The following is a 15,147-nucleotide window of genomic DNA, read 5'->3' on the forward strand; positions in this document are numbered from 1 at the left end:
ACATCGCGATGAATTCGGGGCGTATATTTGGAATGGCTTTGCTTGGTGCCGTGCTCGGGACGGCTGCAATTGGTGCCGCTCAGGCGGCCGACCCGCCGCTGAAGGTCGGCTTGCTGGAGGATGTCTCCGGCGACCTGGCATTCATGGGCATGCCGAAGCTGCACGGATCGCAACTCGCGGTCGAGGAGATCAACAAGAGCGGCGGCATTCTCGGCCGCCAGATCGAGCTGATCCACCTTGATCCGCAAGGTGACAATGCCCGCTACCAGGAGTTCGGCCGAAGGCTGCTCAACCGCGACAAGGTCGATGTGCTGATCGGCGGCATCACCTCTGCGTCGCGCGAGGCGTTGCGTCCGATCGTCGATCGCACCTCGACGCCATACTTCTACACCAACCAGTATGAAGGCGGCGTGTGCGATGCCTCCATGGTCAGCATGGGCGCGGTGCCTGAGCAGCAGTTCTCGACGCTGATCCCCTGGATGGTCCAGAAGTTCGGCAAAAAGGTCTACGTTATCGCGGCCGACTATAATTTCGGCCAGATCTCCGCCGAGTGGAACCGCAAGATCATGAAGGACCTCGGCGGCGAGGTGGTGGGCGAGGAGTTCATCCCGCTCGGCGTGTCGCAATTCGCGCAGACGATCCAGAACATCCAGAAGGCGAAGCCGGATTGGCTGCTCACGATTAATGTCGGCGCCGCGCAGGACTCGTTCTTCGAGCAGGCGGCCGCCGCCAACCTCAATCTGCCGATGGGGTCCTCGATCAAGGTCATGCTCGGCTTCGAGCACAAGCGGTTCAAGCCGCCGGCGCTCAATAACATGCATGCGACCGCCAACTGGTTCGAGGAGATCGACACGCCCGAAGCCAACGATTTCAAAAAGCGCTGGCACGCCAAGTTCCCGGACGAGCTCTACATCAACGACATGGGCTACAACGCCTATAACGCGCTCTACATGTACAAGGCGCTGGTCGAGAAGGCGAAGTCGACCAAGCTCGAGGACATGCGCAAGGTGATCGCAACTGGCGATGCCTGCATCGACGCGCCGGAGGGCAAAGTCTGCATCGATCCGAAGAGCCAGCATACGTCGCACCGCATGCGCCTGATCTCGGTCGGGCCCAAGCACGAGGTGACCGTCGAGAAGGACTACGGGACGATCCAGCCATACTGGCTTGGCGAGATCGGCTGCGATCTCACCAAGAAGAACGACAAGGATCAGTACACGCCGAGTCATCTTCCCAGCAAATCGTGACGCGTACGGGCACGAATCTTGCTCGTGTTTTGCATCTCGAGTTTGAAGCGAACCGGCGCCGCAATGATGCGGCGCCGTGATCACGGAGAGCGGAATGTCGGCTGAACTCTTCTCGCTATTCTATCAGTTCGCCGATGTCTTCGCGTTCCTGATCCTGTCGGCGGCGGGCCTTGCCATCGTGTTCGGCATGATGGGCGTCATCAACATGGCGCATGGCGAGTTCATCATGTGCGGCGCCTATGTGACGGTCGGGCTCGTCAATCTCGGCGTGCCGCTCCCGATCGCCCAGATCCTGGCGGCTCTGACCGCGGGGATCATCGGCATGATCGTCGAGTTGCTGATCGTGCGGCGCTTCTACAAGCGTCCGCTGGACTCGCTGCTCGCGACCTGGGGTCTCAGCCTGATCGTGACCCAGTCGATGCTGCTGATCGTAGGCTCCGCGGTGCGCGGAATCGGTACACCGGAAGGAAGTTTTGCGATCGGAGGCTACACGTTCTCGACCTATCGCCTTGTGCTGTTCGGCTGCGCGGTGGCGGTGCTGGCCGGGCTCTACATCATCTTCATGAAGACGCGCTTCGGCGTGATCGCGCGCGCCACGATGCAGAATGCAGCAATGGCAAAAGCGCTCGGCGCGCGCACCGGGCGCATCTATTCCATCAGCTTCGGGATCGGTACGGCGCTCGCGGGGCTCTGCGGTGCGCTCTACGCGCCGACCATGACGCTGATCCCGACCATGGGCGCGACCTTCGTGGTCGAGAGCTTTGTCACCGTGGTGATCGGCGGCGCCAATGTCCTGCTCGGAACCGCGCCGGCCGCGGTGTTCCTGGCCATGATCAGGATGGCGTTGAATGCGAGCTATGGGCAAATCATTGGGCAGATCGGCATGCTGTTTGCCGTCATCCTGATCATACGGGTGCTGCCTGAAGGGCTATCCAGCGTGCTGGTTCGTCGTGGGCGCTAGACGGGAATTTCTGATGTTGAAGCTGCTCGACGGTCCGCAGACGCTCGGACGCGGAAAGATCTTCTGGTCCTGCTTCCTCGCCGTGCTGGCGGGCGCGCTGATCTATCCGCTGTTCGCCGATTCCTACGATGTCGGCAACTTTGCCTACTTTCTGATCTGGATATTCATGGCGCTCGGGCTCTGCCTGATGTGGGGGTATGGCGGCATGCTGTCGTTCGGCCAGACCTTCTTCTTCGGCATCGCCGGTTATGGCTATGGCGTGCTCGCCATCAACATGGGTGGGGGAACGGCCACCATCGCCGCGCTCGTGCTCTCGGTCATCATCGCGATGATCGCGGCAGGGATCCTCGGCTATTTCATGATCTGGGGCGGCATCAGCGGCATCTTCTTCGGCATCGTGACGCTGTCGGCGACGCTGGTGTTGGCCTTCTTCCTCGGGCAGACCGCAGGACCCGAATGGCATATCGGTCCGGCGCGGCTGAACGGCTTCAACGGCATGAAGGGGATGGATCCGCTCACCGTCGGCAGCTTCGATATCGAGGGGGCGGCGCTCTATTACCTCATGATTGCACTGATCGTGATCGTCTACGTCGCGCTGCGCATGCTGGTGAACTCGAGCATCGGCAACGTGATCGTGGCGACGCGGGAAAACCCGCAGCGCGCCGAGATGCTCGGCTACGACGTCCGCAAGTACCAACTCCTGACCTTCGTGATCGGCAGCGGCCTCGCGGGTCTCAGTGGCGCGCTGTACACGTCCTGGGGGCAGTTCATCACGCCGTCCAGCATCGGCCTGCCGGCGGCGGCGATGCCGATCGTCTGGGTGGCGTTCTCCGGACGCAATGATCTGACCGCGACCCTGGTCGGGTCGTTCCTGCTGCTGTTCGGCTTCCAGACCATCACGGTCTACAGCCAGCAGGCGGCACTGGTGCTGATGGGCGTGCTTCTGCTTGCCACCGTGATGCTGGCGCCGCAGGGCTTCGTGCTCGGCATCGGCAAGCTCGTCGTCGATTGGTGGACGAGGCGCCGGCGGCGCGACGAGGCCCCTGCGCTGGCGGACGCCAGCCGTCTGCAATCGGATGAGACCTGATCCATGGCGCTGGTCGATGTAAAAGGCGTCTCCAAGCGCTTCGGTGGGTTGACCGCCGTCTCCGATGTCGACCTGACGGTCAGTGCCGGGGAGGTCCATTGCCTGATCGGGCCCAATGGGGCCGGGAAGAGCACGCTGTTCAAGCTGATCGTCGGCCTTTATCCGCCGACCACCGGCAGCATCTTCTTCGACTCCGTCGATATCACCGCCGAGCGTCCCTACGCGCGGGTGCAGCGCGGCATGAGCATCAAGATGCAGGCGCCGAGCGTGTTCAAGGAATTGCCGGTGCGGCAGAACATCCAGATCGCGCTGCAGGAGCGGCTCTCGGGCGCGGAGTGCCGGACCGAGGAGGAGCGGCTGCTGGCGCTGCTCAATCTGGCGGAGGACTCTGGTAAGCTTGCCGGTGCGCTGTCGCATGGCCAGCAGCAATGGCTGGAGATCGGGATGGCGCTGGCATTGCAGCCGCAGCTTCTGCTGCTGGACGAGCCGACCGCTGGCATGTCGCCGGAGGAGACCTACAAGACCGGCGAGCTGATCAAGTCGTTCAACGCCGAGGGCATGACGGTCCTCGTCGTCGAGCACGACATGGCATTCGTGCGTCAGGTCGCCCAGCGCATCACCGTTCTGCATCTTGGCAAGATCTTCGCGCGCGGCAGCCTCGACGCAATTTTGGAAGACGAGAAGGTCGCGGAAATCTATTTGGGTAAGACTCATGCCCACTGATCGCATTCTGGACGTATCCGGACTTTGGGCGGGCTACGGCGCGACGCCGATCCTGCAGGGCGTCAGCATGCAGGTCGCGCGTGGCGAGATCGTCGGCGTGATCGGTCGTAATGGCGTCGGCAAGTCGACCTTGATGCGCTGCCTGATCGGGCTGCTGCAGAGCTGGCGCGGCACCATCACCTTCATGGATCAGGATGTGACGCCGCTCGAGGCCGATGCGCGGGCGCGCGCCGGCTTCGGCTACATCCCGCAGGGCCGCGACGTGTTTCCGCAGATGAGTGTCGAGGAGAACCTGCAGGTCGGCGAGCTGATCGGCGGCCCCGACGGAAAGAAGCTGCCGGAGCTCGTCTACACCTATTTTCCACGCCTGAAGGAGCGCCGGCGGCAGATCGCGGGCACCATGTCGGGCGGCGAGCAGCAGCAGCTTGCGATCGGCCGCGCGCTGATCGGCAATCCGTCGCTGATGATCCTCGACGAGCCGTCCGAGGGCGTACAGCCCTCGATCGTGCAGCATATCTGCGAGGCGCTCCAATCGTTCCGCAGCGAGCTCGGAACAACGATCATCTTCGTCGAGCAGAACCTCGACACCATCCTGGCGATCGCCCAGCGCTGCTACATCATGGAGAAGGGCAAGATCACGCGATCGCTGACCGGTGAGGAGGTCAACGCGGACAATGTTCGTGCGCAATTGCTGCTCTGATCGGCCACACCATGTGGTGAGGAAGTACGCGTTCCATAATCGATAACAACGGAGGGAATGGACATGGATCTGGGACTCAAGGGAGCAAAGGTTCTCGTGACCGGCAGCACCAAGGGGATCGGCAGAGCGATCGCCGACACATTCGCAGCGGAGGGTGCCAATGTCGGCATCTGCGCGCGCAACCAGGCGGATGTCGACGCTGCGGTTGCCGCGATCAAGACCAAGGGCGGTGCGGCGTTCGGTGGTGCGGTCGACGTCTCGAACGGACCGGCGCTGAAGGCCTGGGTCGCCGACATGGCTGGAAAGCTCGGCGGCATCGACGTCGTGGTCGCCAATGTCAGCGCGCTGTCGATCGGGCAGGACGAGGAGAGCTGGGAGAAGGAATTCTCCACCGACATGATGGGAACGGTGCGCCTCGTCAATGCGGCGATGCCGTATCTCGAGAAGAGCGCCGCGGCGGCGATCGTCACCATCGCCAGCGTGTCGGGGCGCGAGGTCGATTTTGCCAGCGGTCCTTACGGCACGTTCAAGGCCGCGATCATCCACTACACGCAGGGGCTGGCTTACCAGCTCGCGGCCAAGGGCATCAGGGCCAATTCGGTATCGCCGGGCAACACCTATTTCGAGGGCGGCGTCTGGAACATGATCAAGGACGGCAATCCCGAACTGTACAAGACCGCACTGGCGCTCAACCCGACCGGCCGCATGGGCACGCCGCAGGAGATGGCGAACGCCGCGGTGTTCTTAGCGAGCAAGGCGGCGAGCTTCATCACGGGGACCAACCTCGTCGTGGACGGTGCCCTGACGCGCGGCGTCCAGTTCTAGCCGGGGCCACAACGAAATGTCAGCGGATCCATTGCACTACAAGTCCATCACCGAGATCTCCGGGCTCATTCGCCGCGGCGAAGCGAAATCCTCGGAGATCACAGAGGCGATCCTCGGCCGGATCGCGAAGCTCGATGGGCAGTTTCATGGCTACGCGCTCGTCCTTGCGGAGCGGGCCATGGCGCAGGCAAAGCAGCGCGATGCGGAGATCGCCAGGGGCATCTGGCGCGGTCCGCTGCATGGCGTTCCGATCGGGCTGAAGGACCTCTGCTTCACGACGTTTGCGCCGACCGCCGGCGGCACGACGATCCATGCGAAGTTCGTGCCGTCCTTCAATGCCACGATCGTGGACCGGCTCGAAGTCGCCGGTGCAGTCACGCTCGGCAAGCTCAAGATGACGGAGGGTGCCTATACCGGTCACCATCCGGCCGTGCAGGCCCCGCTCAATCCGTGGAATGTGAACTACTGGGTCGGCTCCTCGTCGAGCGGGTCGGGTGTCGCGACGTCGGCGGGCCTCTGCTACGGCTCGATCGGCAGCGACACCGGCGGCTCGATCAGGTTTCCGTCGGCGACCTGCGGCCTGACCGGCATCAAGCCGACCTGGGGCCGCGTCAGCCGGCACGGCATCTTCCCGTTGGCGGACTCGCTCGATCACGTCGGCCCGATGTGCCGCAGCGCGGCCGACGCCGGAGCAATACTCGGCGTCATCGCGGGCGCGGATGTCAACGATCCGACTGCCTTACGCGCGCCGGTGCCGAACTACCTGGCCAGCGTCGGCGAGAGCATCCGGGGCTTGAGGATCGGCGTCGATCGCAGGTACACCCAGGAGGGGATCGACCGGCAGGTCGTCGCCGCTTTGGTGCAGGCCGAGCGCACGCTCGCCGATCTCGGCGCAGAGATCCGCGAGGTGCATTTCCCGCCCTATCAGAAGCTGGTCAGCCAGTGGATTGCGATGTGCTCGGTGGAGACGGCGGAGGCGCACCTCGACACCTATCCGGCCCGGAAGTCGGAATATGGGCCGGACCTCGCGCAGCTGATCGAGCAGGGCAGGGCGACCAGCGGCGTCGACATCGCCGCGATCCATCACGAGCGCCTGAAGTTCGCAGGCAGCCTCGCCGCGATGTTCGAGGATATCGATCTCTTGCTGATCCCGACGATGCCGGTGCCGATCCCGACGCTCACCAAGATGAGCGAATACGGCGCCGACCCCAACGTCCTCCTGAACATCCTGCGCTTCACGGCGGTATTCGACTTCTCGGGCAGCCCGACCATCACGCTGCCGATGGGCATGGCGTCGGACCAGATGCCGCTCAGCATGCAGCTGGTCGGCCCGCATCTCTCTGAGGACGTGCTGGTCCGCGCCGGCGCCGCATTCCAGTCGGTGACGGACTGGCATACGCGGCGGCCGCCGATCGAATAGAGCATGATCCGGAAAAGTGCGAAGCGGTTTTCCGAAAAGATCATGCTTAGATAACAAGCTAAAGCGCGATGACGATTCAACCGAATTTCATCGCGCTTTAGCGCGCCGTCAGCCGGTCTTGTCGACGTTCCAGAACAACGGCACCGGCGCGCGGACGACGTCCTTCAGCGCCCTCCGCGTCGCGGCCGGCTGGTTGTACTGGCCGGTCGGGACGTGCGTGACCACCTCGTAGGCACGCGCCTGGATCTTGTCAGCCAGCGCCTTCTGGTCCGGCGGCGCCGCGGTGCGGGCAAAGCCGTCGCGCAGCCGCTCCAACTCGGCGTCCTCGACCCAGCCGAAGAAGCCGCCATTCTTGCCCTTGCCGTTGACGCAGGCATTGCCGATCGGGTTGACGAGATCGGCGCTGGCCCAGGTCGAATGGTACAGCGACCAGCCGCCCTCGGCCGGCATCGACTGCTTGGCGCGCCGTGCCACCACCGAGCCCCAGTCCATCGCCAGCAGGTTGACGTTCATCCCGATCGAACGCAGCGCCTCCGCCGTGACCGTGCCGAGCGCGGTGATGATCGGGGCGTCGGTCGCATGCAGGATCGTGATCGGCTCGCCCTTGTAGCCGCCTTGCTTGAGCAGATCGTTGGCTTTTGCCGTGTCGGACTTGGTCGACCAGCCGACCGCGCTTTCGAACGGCGTACCGGCGATGAAGATCGCGGGCGTGACCTTGTAGTAGTCGGGATTGCCGATCTGGGTGTCGAGCCAGTCCTTCTGGTTCACGGCGTGCAGCACCGCCTGGCGGATCTCCGGCCGGTCGAACGGCGGAACCAGCCAGTTCATCCGGCACATGCCGGAGAAGCCGAGCGTGTTGTAATCGGTCAGCTCGACATTCGAGGCGCGCGCGATCATCGGATGATGGTCGTGCGGCGGCACCTCGAAATAGTCGATCTCGTCGTTCAGCAGCGCATTGGTCGCGATCTGGAAGTCCGGCACGCTGATCCATTCGTAGCGGCCGATCTTGACGATCTTGCCGCCGCCGGTGCCATCAGACGGCTCGTCGCGCGAAACATAGTCCGGATTTCTCTCGTAGGCGGCCTTGACGCCTGGCTGGAATTCCGCGGTCACGAAGCGGAACGGCCCGGAGCCGAGATGATCCGTGATCGCCTGGTCCGCGGGCGTTGCGGCAATCCGCGCCGGCACGATGAAGGGCACGTTGGCGGTCGGCTTGCCGAGCGCTGCCAGCACGAAGCCGCACGGCTCCTTCAGCACCATGCGGAAGGTCCGCTCGTCGACCGCCTTCAGCTCCGCGACGAATTCGAACAGCTTCTGACCCATCGTATCGCGCCTGGCCCAGCGCAGCAGCGAGGGGATCACGTCGGCCGACGTCACCGCGCTGCCGTCATGGAATTTGAGGCCGGGCCGCAGGCGGAACGTATAGGTCAGGCTGTCGGCGGAGACCTCCCAGGCTTCGACCATCTGCGGCTTGATCTCGAATTTCGAGTTGGTCGAGAACAGCGTGTCGTAGATCATGTAGCCGTGGTTACGTGCGGTCCACGCTGTCGTCATGATCGGATCGGTGGCGCGCAGTGGTGCGTGCATGACCGCCGTGATCGTCTTTGTGCTGGCGCGTGCAATGGGTGGCATTGTAATGCCGAGGCCTGCGCCCGCGCCGATCTGCAGGAGACGGCGGCGGTTGATCGATGGTCCCATGATGTCCCCCCGTCGCAAGCCGTCAGGCCTGGCCGGCAAGTCTGGCCGCGATCGCGCGATAGCCGCGCATCCACATGTGGTCGAGATCGAGATCCATCGGCAGCGGCTGCGAGGAGACGCGCGCGATCACCGTCTCGCTAACCGGGTCGATGTAGATCCACTGGCCGTGGATACCGACCGCAGCAAACGGCGTTTCGCGCCTGTCGAGCGTGTACCACTTGTTGCGGTAGTTTCCGTTCGGAAACACCTTGGTCAGGTCTCCGCGCGACCAGGCCTCGGCATTGCCGTTCTGCCTGATGTCGTCGACCCACCAGCCAGGCACCACCTGCCGTCCGTTGCTGATGCCGTGATTGCGCATCATCTCGCCGAAACGGGCGAGATCGCGCAGTGTTGCGCAGATGCCGCCGGCGACGCGCGCCGCGCCGCGCGAATCGACGGCGATGTAGGCATCGTGCTCGGCGCCCATCGGCTGCCACAGATATTGCGCGAGGATTTTCGCGTAGGACACACCGCAAGCGCGCTCATAGACCCAGCCCAGCACGTCGGTGTTGGTCGAGACGTAGTGGAAGGTTTGCCCATGCGGCGTGCCATTCGGCCGCAGCGTGCGCAGATAGTCGCGCAGATTGCTCGGCGGCACGGTCGGGTCCGGTGGCTCCCAGCCGGTCGCGCGCCGGTAGTTCATGACGTCGCCGTCGCGCGCCATGTAGTCCTCGTCGAAGCGGATGCCGACGCTCATGTCGAGCAGGTGGCGCACCGTGCAGCCGCCGCCATAGACCGATCCCTCCATCTCCGGGATATAGCGCGTCACCGGCGCGTCGGGATCGAGCTTGCCGTGATCGGCCAGGATGCCGCCGAGCGTTCCGGCGACCGACTTGCTCACCGAGAAGATCAGATGCGGGGTGTCCGGCGTCAGGCCGTGGGCATACCATTCGAAGGCGACCTGTCCGCGATGCGACACGACGATGCCGTCGGTGTGGCTTGCGCGCAGGGCCTGGCCGACGCCGATCGTCTCGCCGCGCGGGTCAGCGAAGCTGACGTCGTCGACATAGCGCGGCGCAAAGGACAGCGGCGCCGGCGTCGAGGCGCGCGGGATGTTGGCGGTGGGTAGCAGCTCGCGGACGTTGCGGAATGCCCACTCGCTGAACGGGTGCTGACGCCAGTTGGCGAGCGTGACTTGTTCGTCGGCCGCCGACGGGAAGGCGGCCATGATGCGACGCGAATTCATTCTTGATCCAGCAATGACATTGGGAGGTGTGCGAAAGTTCCGCGTCGGTCGCGTTGCCCGCAATCAACCGGATGGTGGAGGGGGTTATCAGGTTACTCCGGCGTAACCGTTTCCGGGATGTGTGTTTGGCCCGCAATTTGCTTGACTACGCCTTGCGTCTGCCCCAGCGTGCCGGCCATGCGACGCGCAGACGTTCGCCATCGGGAAACATCGGGAGGTAGGTCATGATCGCGCTTCTGGGCCGACCGGATCCGGCGACCACACAGGCCATTCAGTTCGCACGGGGGATTCTCGAGGGCTCGGCAACCGCGTTCTACGAGGTCGACGGCAATCTGACCCTCAACCGCTTCGTGCTCTCTAGCAACGTCCCGCCGAGTTTCCACGACCAGTATCTTGCGGGCATGAACCGGCTCGATCCGTTGCATCCGCGCTCCGCGAGCAACCGGCCGATTGCCCGGCTGAGCGTCGCGCTCAACCAGTGCGCATCGCAAGAGGCGGCGACCTACCGTGCCTTCGCCGGCCAGTGCGGCGTCGCCGACATGATCGAGTTCTTCTTCCGCCGCAACGACCGGATCGTGGCCGGAATGAGCGTGCTCTGGGCGCCGGGCTGCGCGATCCCCGACGGCAGCATGCACATTGCCGAGAAAATCCACGATTACCTCGAATTCAACCTGACCAGCCGCTTGTCGTCGAACGCCGACGAGCCGGCGCGCTACGGGCTGACCTCGCGCGAGATGGAAGTGGTCGAGCTGCTGTGCTGCGGCCGCACCAACCGCGAGATCGGCGAGTGCCTGAGCATCGGTCTTGCGACGGTGAAGACTCACCTGATCCATATCTTCGAGAAGCTCGGCGTCGAGACCCGCTCCGCCGTCGTCGCGCTGATGTCGCGGCCGCATTGAGGGCCGGCTCTTTCCTCCCGTCGTCCCGGCGAAGGCCGGGACCCATAACCACAGGGTTGTGTTGGTACGGAAAGATGTGGCCCCAGCGTCGCGCAACAATCACCTTCGGTGGTAATGGGTCCCGGCCTTCGCCGGGACGACGCCGAGTTTGTTGCACGGCCTGTGGGTCAAGCATCCGCATTCTCGTGACATGATCTGTCCGAGCTTCGCTATTCGCTTCGCTCGCGCGTTCACCCGCTCCACCGTTAGGTGGATTGCCGCTCACCGCGCGGCCGGCAGAGAATCCCCCAAGGACCGGTGTCGTTTTCGACAATGTTGGCGAGCGGCTGCCGCTCACGAACATTGAAGGATTCGACATGCGTGATTTCATGGCCATCGGCCGCTCGGTGGCGGTTGCGGAGCGGGGCATGGCCGCGACCTCGCACCCGCAGGCGACGCTTGCCGCGGTCGAGATGTTGAAGGCCGGTGGCAATGCCGTCGATGCCGCGGTAGCCGCGGTGGCGCTGCAGGGCGTGGTCGAGCCGCAGATGTCCGGGATCGGCGGCGACTGCTTTGCGCTGTATTCGCCCAAGGCCGGCGAGCCGATCGCGCTGAACGGCTCGGGCCGCACGCCCGCCGGCACTGATACTGAAAAATATGCCGGCGGCGGCGCGCGCGACATTCCGCCGACCGCGCCCGAGTCTGTGACCGTGCCGGGCGCCATCGACGCATGGTGCAGGCTGGTCGCCGATCACGGCAGCAGGTCGCTGGAGGAGATCTTCCGGCCGGCGATCGCTGCGGCCGAGCAGGGCTTTTGCGTGACACCGCGCGTCGCGGAAGACTGGCGCCGCTTCCGGGCGCGGATCGAGATCGACGCCAATGCCGCTGCGCAATTCCTTCCCGGCGGCAAGGCGCCTGAGGTCGGCGACATCCGCACGCAGCCTGCGCTTGGCCGGACCCTGCACCGGATCGCGCAGCACGGGCGCGAGGCGTTCTACGCAGGCGAGGCCGCCGACGAGATGGCCGGCATCCTGCGTGGATTGGGTGGTGCCCACAGCACCGAGGATTTCGCCGCGCAGAGCTCGGACTACGTGCGGCCGATCTCGGCGCGCTACCATGATCATGACGTGATCGAGTGCCCGCCGAACGGGCAGGGCCTGGCGGCGCTGATGATCCTGCGGACACTCGCCGGCTTCGATGTCGGCACGCTGGCGCAGGCCGATCGGATCCATTTGCTGGCCGAAGCGACCAAGGCGGCCTACCGCGCGCGCGATGCCTTCTTCTGCGATCCCTCGACCAGCAAGGTCGATCCGGCCGCATTCCTTGCCGAAGACTATATCGGGAGGATCCGCAGCAAGATCGACATGAGCCGCGCCTCCGCGCCCGCGATCTGGGACGATATCGAGCATCGCGACACCGTCTATGTCACGGTGGTCGACCGCGACCTCAACGCCGTCTCGCTGATCAATTCGCTGTTCTATCCGTTCGGCAGCGGCATCTACGCGCCGAAGTCCGGCATCCTGCTGCACAACCGTGGTTGGAGCTTCCGCGCCAGGCCCGGACACCTCAATTCGCTCGGGCCGCGCAAGCGCCCGATGCACACCATCATTCCGGGCCTGCTGCGCAAGGACGGCAAGACCGTGATGTCGTTCGGGGTGATGGGCGGGCACTACCAGGCCGCCGGCCATGCCAATCTGCTGTCGAACATCTTCGATCTGAAGATGGACATCCAGGCCGCCGCCGAGGCACCGCGCTCGTTTGCCTTCGACGGCGCGCTGTCGCTGGAGACGACGATATCGCCAGCGATCCGCGACGATCTTCGCGCCCGCGGCCACGATGCCCGCTTCTCCGAGGAGCCGATCGGCGGCTGCCAGGCGATCCGCATCGACCATGCGCGCGGCGTTCTGCTCGGCGCCTCCGACCATCGCAAGGACGGGCTCGCACTCGGTTTCTAGGGACAAACCAGGTTACCTCGACGGTATCGTTCTAACGGTTGATTGTTACCGCCCTCCGCGCCCACCAAGCTGGATGCTGGGGGAGTGCATCATGAGCGACAAGCGCGCCGCGGCCGACATGGCCGGCGTGTCGATCGTCGAGTCGGTCGATGCGAACGACTATGCCGGTCGTATGAGCGGCTGGAACATGCGGATGGACCAGGTGTCGTCGGGAAGGTTTGCCGGGCGCCTCGTGATGATCCGCCTTCGCGGTCTGGAGATCGTCCGGGAGACGACGACGCAGGCCCTGCTCAAGCAAGACTCTGCCTGGCCGGATGCACTCGTCTTCAGCCTGCCGCTCGCGATATCCAATCCCGGATACTACAACGGCCGTCCGCTGGAGTTTCCGCAGCTCTTGCTGAGCGACGGCGCAAACCTGCTGCCGTTGCTGACGTCGACGCGGGTCGACGTCGTGTCGGTTGCGGTCGCCCGCGATCGGCTGTTTTCATGCCTGGATGGGCTCGGCGAGACCCGCGCCGCCGACTTCATCGCGGGACTTCGCGGGCAGCAGCACTTCTTCAGCGGACCCGGGCTCGTCGGTCTTCAGCATGGCCTTCGCCGGCTCTGCGATCAGGGCGAGCGGCTGGGACCGGCGCTCGGGTTCGAGCACGTGCGCAGTTCGCTTCAAGACACCCTCGTCGATGCGTTGGCCGACGTCTTGTCGGAGAACGACCGGACCGACGTTCGCAGCTGCACCGCACAAAAGTAGACGGTCGATCGCATCCGCGAATATGTGTTCGAGCGGGTCGAGGATCCGCCGCGCATCGCCGAACTCTGCCGTCATGTCGGCATCAGCCGCAGGACGCTGCAAGGATGCTTTCAGGACGCGCTCGGGCTGACGCCGTTGCAATATCTGCGCACGCTGCGGCTGAACGCGGTGCGCCGCGAGCTCCGTGCGCTTGCCGCGACCGGCCAGCCGGTCTCGATCGGCGACGTCGCGGCGCGGTGGGGCTTTTGGCACTGGAGCCGCTTCACCGAAAATTATCGGCAGCTGTTCGGCGAGCTGCCCTCGCACACCGTGCAGCGTGTCGCATCCGCCTCACGCTAGGAATATTCACTGCACGGTGGTTGCTTCTGCCGATTCCGGATAACGCCGGTTGAAATCCCCTTCCTAGATTTCGCCCGCTCCGCGCGGAGCCTGCACGATCGATCGTCGATCGCAATGCAGCGCAGCGCGGTGGGGACAAGGGGGCTACATGACAACACATCGAAAGATTGCCATTGCCGTGCTGATCGTGGCGAGTGCGGGTGCAACATCGGCCAATGCGTACGAGTTCGGTTCTCCCGGTTGGGCGCAGAAGCCGGGCATCACGCTTGGCGGAGGCACGGCCGGCACGCCGCCGCCCGGACTTTACAGCTTCAATCAGGTCTTCACCTATCAGGCGAACATCGTCGGCCCGGGTGCGCCCAACGTCGGTGGCGCGTCGACGCCGGTCCACGCCGCCGTCGAAGCATCCGGTCTGTTGTGGGTGCCGGGCTGGACGTTCCTCGGCGCGACGTATGACGCGGTGATCGTGCAGCCCTGGATCATGGCCGATGTCGGCGGGCCGATTAATGTCCAGCAGGCCGGGATGCACAACACCTTCATCGTGCCGGGGGAGTTGAGTTGGAAGCTCGGCGACAGCGGCTTCTTCGTCAAGACCGGCCTCGGCATGTATGTGCCGAACGGGTCGATCAGCGGTCCGTCCGGCCTGAACAATGTCGGCAATCCCTGGTGGACGTTCCAGCCCGAGCTGGTCGTGTCCTACCTGAAGGACGGCTGGAATCTCACGGCCAATCTGTACCATGAGATCAATACCAGGAACTCGATCACCGGCTATCGCTCGGGCGACGTCTTCCACGCCGAGTTCACCGCCGCCAAGACGATCGGCAACTGGACCTTCGGGCCGATCGCCTACTATGCGGGGCAGGTGACCGGCGATACGTCGAGCGCGTTCTACAACGGCGCGATCAACGTCAATCGGTACAACATCTGGGCCGGCGGCGGCCTGGTCGGCTACAATTTCGGACCGGCCGCGCTGACGGTCTGGGCGACGCATGAGTTCTCCTCGAACGCCTCCGGCGGCACCGCGGGCCCGCCCGGAATCGATACCGCGTCGATCACCAAGGGCTACTCGGTGTTCGCCAATCTGAGCTTCCGGTTGTGGGCGCCGGACGAGCCGGCGACGCCGCCAAAACGTCCGATGTTCACCAAGTAGCGCACGCGCCGGCGTACAGCACCGGACGGAGAAAAGGGGAGCTGCGTCGATCGCGCGGCTCCCCGACGGCTGCCCGTTTCCGCCTGTTGAATCCGTCAGGCCGTAGCATCCACCGGATGGTGGATTGTTCCCGACGCTGACATGCCGAACCCTTGTCATCATGCCGGCGCCGTACGCGGTTCCGACCTGTG

General features: G+C 64.5%; 14 protein-coding genes. 12 read left to right on the forward strand and 2 right to left on the reverse strand.

Going from position 1 to position 15,147, the window contains the following annotated elements:
- Positions 1-32 precede the first annotated feature (32 nt).
- The 7 genes from BraRD5C2_RS12460 to BraRD5C2_RS12490 all read left to right on the forward strand — a co-directional run bounded on the left by BraRD5C2_RS12460 (position 33) and on the right by BraRD5C2_RS12490 (position 6,963).
- A complete protein-coding gene (locus tag BraRD5C2_RS12460; protein ID WP_223968692.1) occupies positions 33-1,247 on the forward strand; it encodes an urea ABC transporter substrate-binding protein in 1,215 nt (404 codons plus the stop codon).
- 94 nt (positions 1,248-1,341) lie between these two features.
- Entirely contained in the window at positions 1,342-2,208 is an 867-nt protein-coding gene (locus BraRD5C2_RS12465; RefSeq protein WP_223968694.1) for an ABC transporter permease subunit, read from the forward strand.
- 13 nt (positions 2,209-2,221) lie between these two features.
- Positions 2,222-3,295: a branched-chain amino acid ABC transporter permease gene (locus BraRD5C2_RS12470; protein WP_223968696.1), complete on the forward strand. Its 1,074-nt coding sequence runs from the start codon at positions 2,222-2,224 to the stop codon at positions 3,293-3,295.
- A 3-nt stretch (positions 3,296-3,298) separates the two neighbouring features.
- Positions 3,299-4,018: an ABC transporter ATP-binding protein gene (locus BraRD5C2_RS12475; protein ID WP_223968698.1), complete on the forward strand. Its 720-nt coding sequence runs from the start codon at positions 3,299-3,301 to the stop codon at positions 4,016-4,018.
- Positions 4,008-4,718 carry an ABC transporter ATP-binding protein gene (locus tag BraRD5C2_RS12480; RefSeq protein WP_223968700.1) on the forward strand — a complete coding sequence of 237 codons (711 nt, stop codon included), beginning with the start codon at positions 4,008-4,010 and terminating at the stop codon, positions 4,716-4,718. Before BraRD5C2_RS12475 ends, BraRD5C2_RS12480 begins: the two co-directional genes overlap by 11 nt.
- 63 nt (positions 4,719-4,781) lie before the next feature.
- Complete coding sequence (locus tag BraRD5C2_RS12485; RefSeq protein WP_223968702.1) at positions 4,782-5,543, forward strand: SDR family NAD(P)-dependent oxidoreductase; 762 nt, start codon at positions 4,782-4,784, stop codon at positions 5,541-5,543.
- A 16-nt stretch (positions 5,544-5,559) separates the two neighbouring features.
- Positions 5,560-6,963, forward strand: coding sequence for an amidase (locus BraRD5C2_RS12490; RefSeq protein WP_223968704.1), 1,404 nt, complete (start codon positions 5,560-5,562; stop codon positions 6,961-6,963).
- A gap of 108 nt (positions 6,964-7,071) precedes the next feature.
- Here the strand turns inward: BraRD5C2_RS12490 and BraRD5C2_RS12495 are convergent, their stop codons facing one another.
- Entirely contained in the window at positions 7,072-8,661 is a 1,590-nt protein-coding gene (locus tag BraRD5C2_RS12495; protein WP_223968706.1) for an ABC transporter substrate-binding protein, read from the reverse strand.
- 22 nt (positions 8,662-8,683) lie between these two features.
- Positions 8,684-9,886 carry a serine hydrolase domain-containing protein gene (locus tag BraRD5C2_RS12500; RefSeq protein WP_223968709.1) on the reverse strand — a complete coding sequence of 401 codons (1,203 nt, stop codon included), beginning with the start codon at positions 9,884-9,886 and terminating at the stop codon, positions 8,684-8,686.
- Positions 9,887-10,110: 224 nt separating this feature from the next.
- On the opposite strand from BraRD5C2_RS12500, the gene BraRD5C2_RS12505 reads away from it, so the two are divergent.
- The 5 genes from BraRD5C2_RS12505 (at position 10,111) to BraRD5C2_RS12525 (ending at position 14,956) form a co-directional block, all read left to right on the forward strand.
- The gene (locus BraRD5C2_RS12505; RefSeq protein ID WP_223968711.1) at positions 10,111-10,785 is read left to right on the forward strand and encodes a helix-turn-helix transcriptional regulator; all 675 of its coding nucleotides are present in this window, start codon (positions 10,111-10,113) and stop codon (positions 10,783-10,785) included.
- Between the two features lie 356 nt (positions 10,786-11,141).
- Entirely contained in the window at positions 11,142-12,719 is a 1,578-nt protein-coding gene (locus BraRD5C2_RS12510) for a gamma-glutamyltransferase family protein (protein WP_223968713.1), read from the forward strand.
- Between the two features lie 91 nt (positions 12,720-12,810).
- Positions 12,811-13,467: a hypothetical protein gene (locus tag BraRD5C2_RS12515; protein WP_223968714.1), complete on the forward strand. Its 657-nt coding sequence runs from the start codon at positions 12,811-12,813 to the stop codon at positions 13,465-13,467.
- A 24-nt stretch (positions 13,468-13,491) separates the two neighbouring features.
- Positions 13,492-13,806, forward strand: coding sequence for a helix-turn-helix domain-containing protein (locus tag BraRD5C2_RS12520; RefSeq protein ID WP_223968716.1), 315 nt, complete (start codon positions 13,492-13,494; stop codon positions 13,804-13,806).
- Between the two features lie 148 nt (positions 13,807-13,954).
- Positions 13,955-14,956, forward strand: coding sequence for a SphA family protein (locus BraRD5C2_RS12525; RefSeq protein ID WP_223968718.1), 1,002 nt, complete (start codon positions 13,955-13,957; stop codon positions 14,954-14,956).
- The last annotated feature ends 191 nt before the right edge of the window (positions 14,957-15,147 follow it).

The sequence above is a fragment of the Bradyrhizobium sp. RD5-C2 genome, assembly GCF_019972155.1.
Lineage (GTDB): Bacteria > Pseudomonadota > Alphaproteobacteria > Rhizobiales > Xanthobacteraceae > Bradyrhizobium.

Coding starts and splice junctions, on each gene's coding strand:
- BraRD5C2_RS12460 (WP_223968692.1), top strand. CDS start 33: ATGGCTTTGCTTGGTGCCGTGCTCGGGACGGCTGCAATTGGTGCCGCT.
- BraRD5C2_RS12465 (WP_223968694.1), top strand. CDS start 1,342: ATGTCGGCTGAACTCTTCTCGCTATTCTATCAGTTCGCCGATGTCTTC.
- BraRD5C2_RS12470 (WP_223968696.1), top strand. CDS start 2,222: ATGTTGAAGCTGCTCGACGGTCCGCAGACGCTCGGACGCGGAAAGATC.
- BraRD5C2_RS12475 (WP_223968698.1), top strand. CDS start 3,299: ATGGCGCTGGTCGATGTAAAAGGCGTCTCCAAGCGCTTCGGTGGGTTG.
- BraRD5C2_RS12480 (WP_223968700.1), top strand. CDS start 4,008: ATGCCCACTGATCGCATTCTGGACGTATCCGGACTTTGGGCGGGCTAC.
- BraRD5C2_RS12485 (WP_223968702.1), top strand. CDS start 4,782: ATGGATCTGGGACTCAAGGGAGCAAAGGTTCTCGTGACCGGCAGCACC.
- BraRD5C2_RS12490 (WP_223968704.1), top strand. CDS start 5,560: ATGTCAGCGGATCCATTGCACTACAAGTCCATCACCGAGATCTCCGGG.
- BraRD5C2_RS12495 (WP_223968706.1), bottom strand. CDS start 8,661: ATGGGACCATCGATCAACCGCCGCCGTCTCCTGCAGATCGGCGCGGGC.
- BraRD5C2_RS12500 (WP_223968709.1), bottom strand. CDS start 9,886: ATGAATTCGCGTCGCATCATGGCCGCCTTCCCGTCGGCGGCCGACGAA.
- BraRD5C2_RS12505 (WP_223968711.1), top strand. CDS start 10,111: ATGATCGCGCTTCTGGGCCGACCGGATCCGGCGACCACACAGGCCATT.
- BraRD5C2_RS12510 (WP_223968713.1), top strand. CDS start 11,142: ATGCGTGATTTCATGGCCATCGGCCGCTCGGTGGCGGTTGCGGAGCGG.
- BraRD5C2_RS12515 (WP_223968714.1), top strand. CDS start 12,811: ATGAGCGACAAGCGCGCCGCGGCCGACATGGCCGGCGTGTCGATCGTC.
- BraRD5C2_RS12525 (WP_223968718.1), top strand. CDS start 13,955: ATGACAACACATCGAAAGATTGCCATTGCCGTGCTGATCGTGGCGAGT.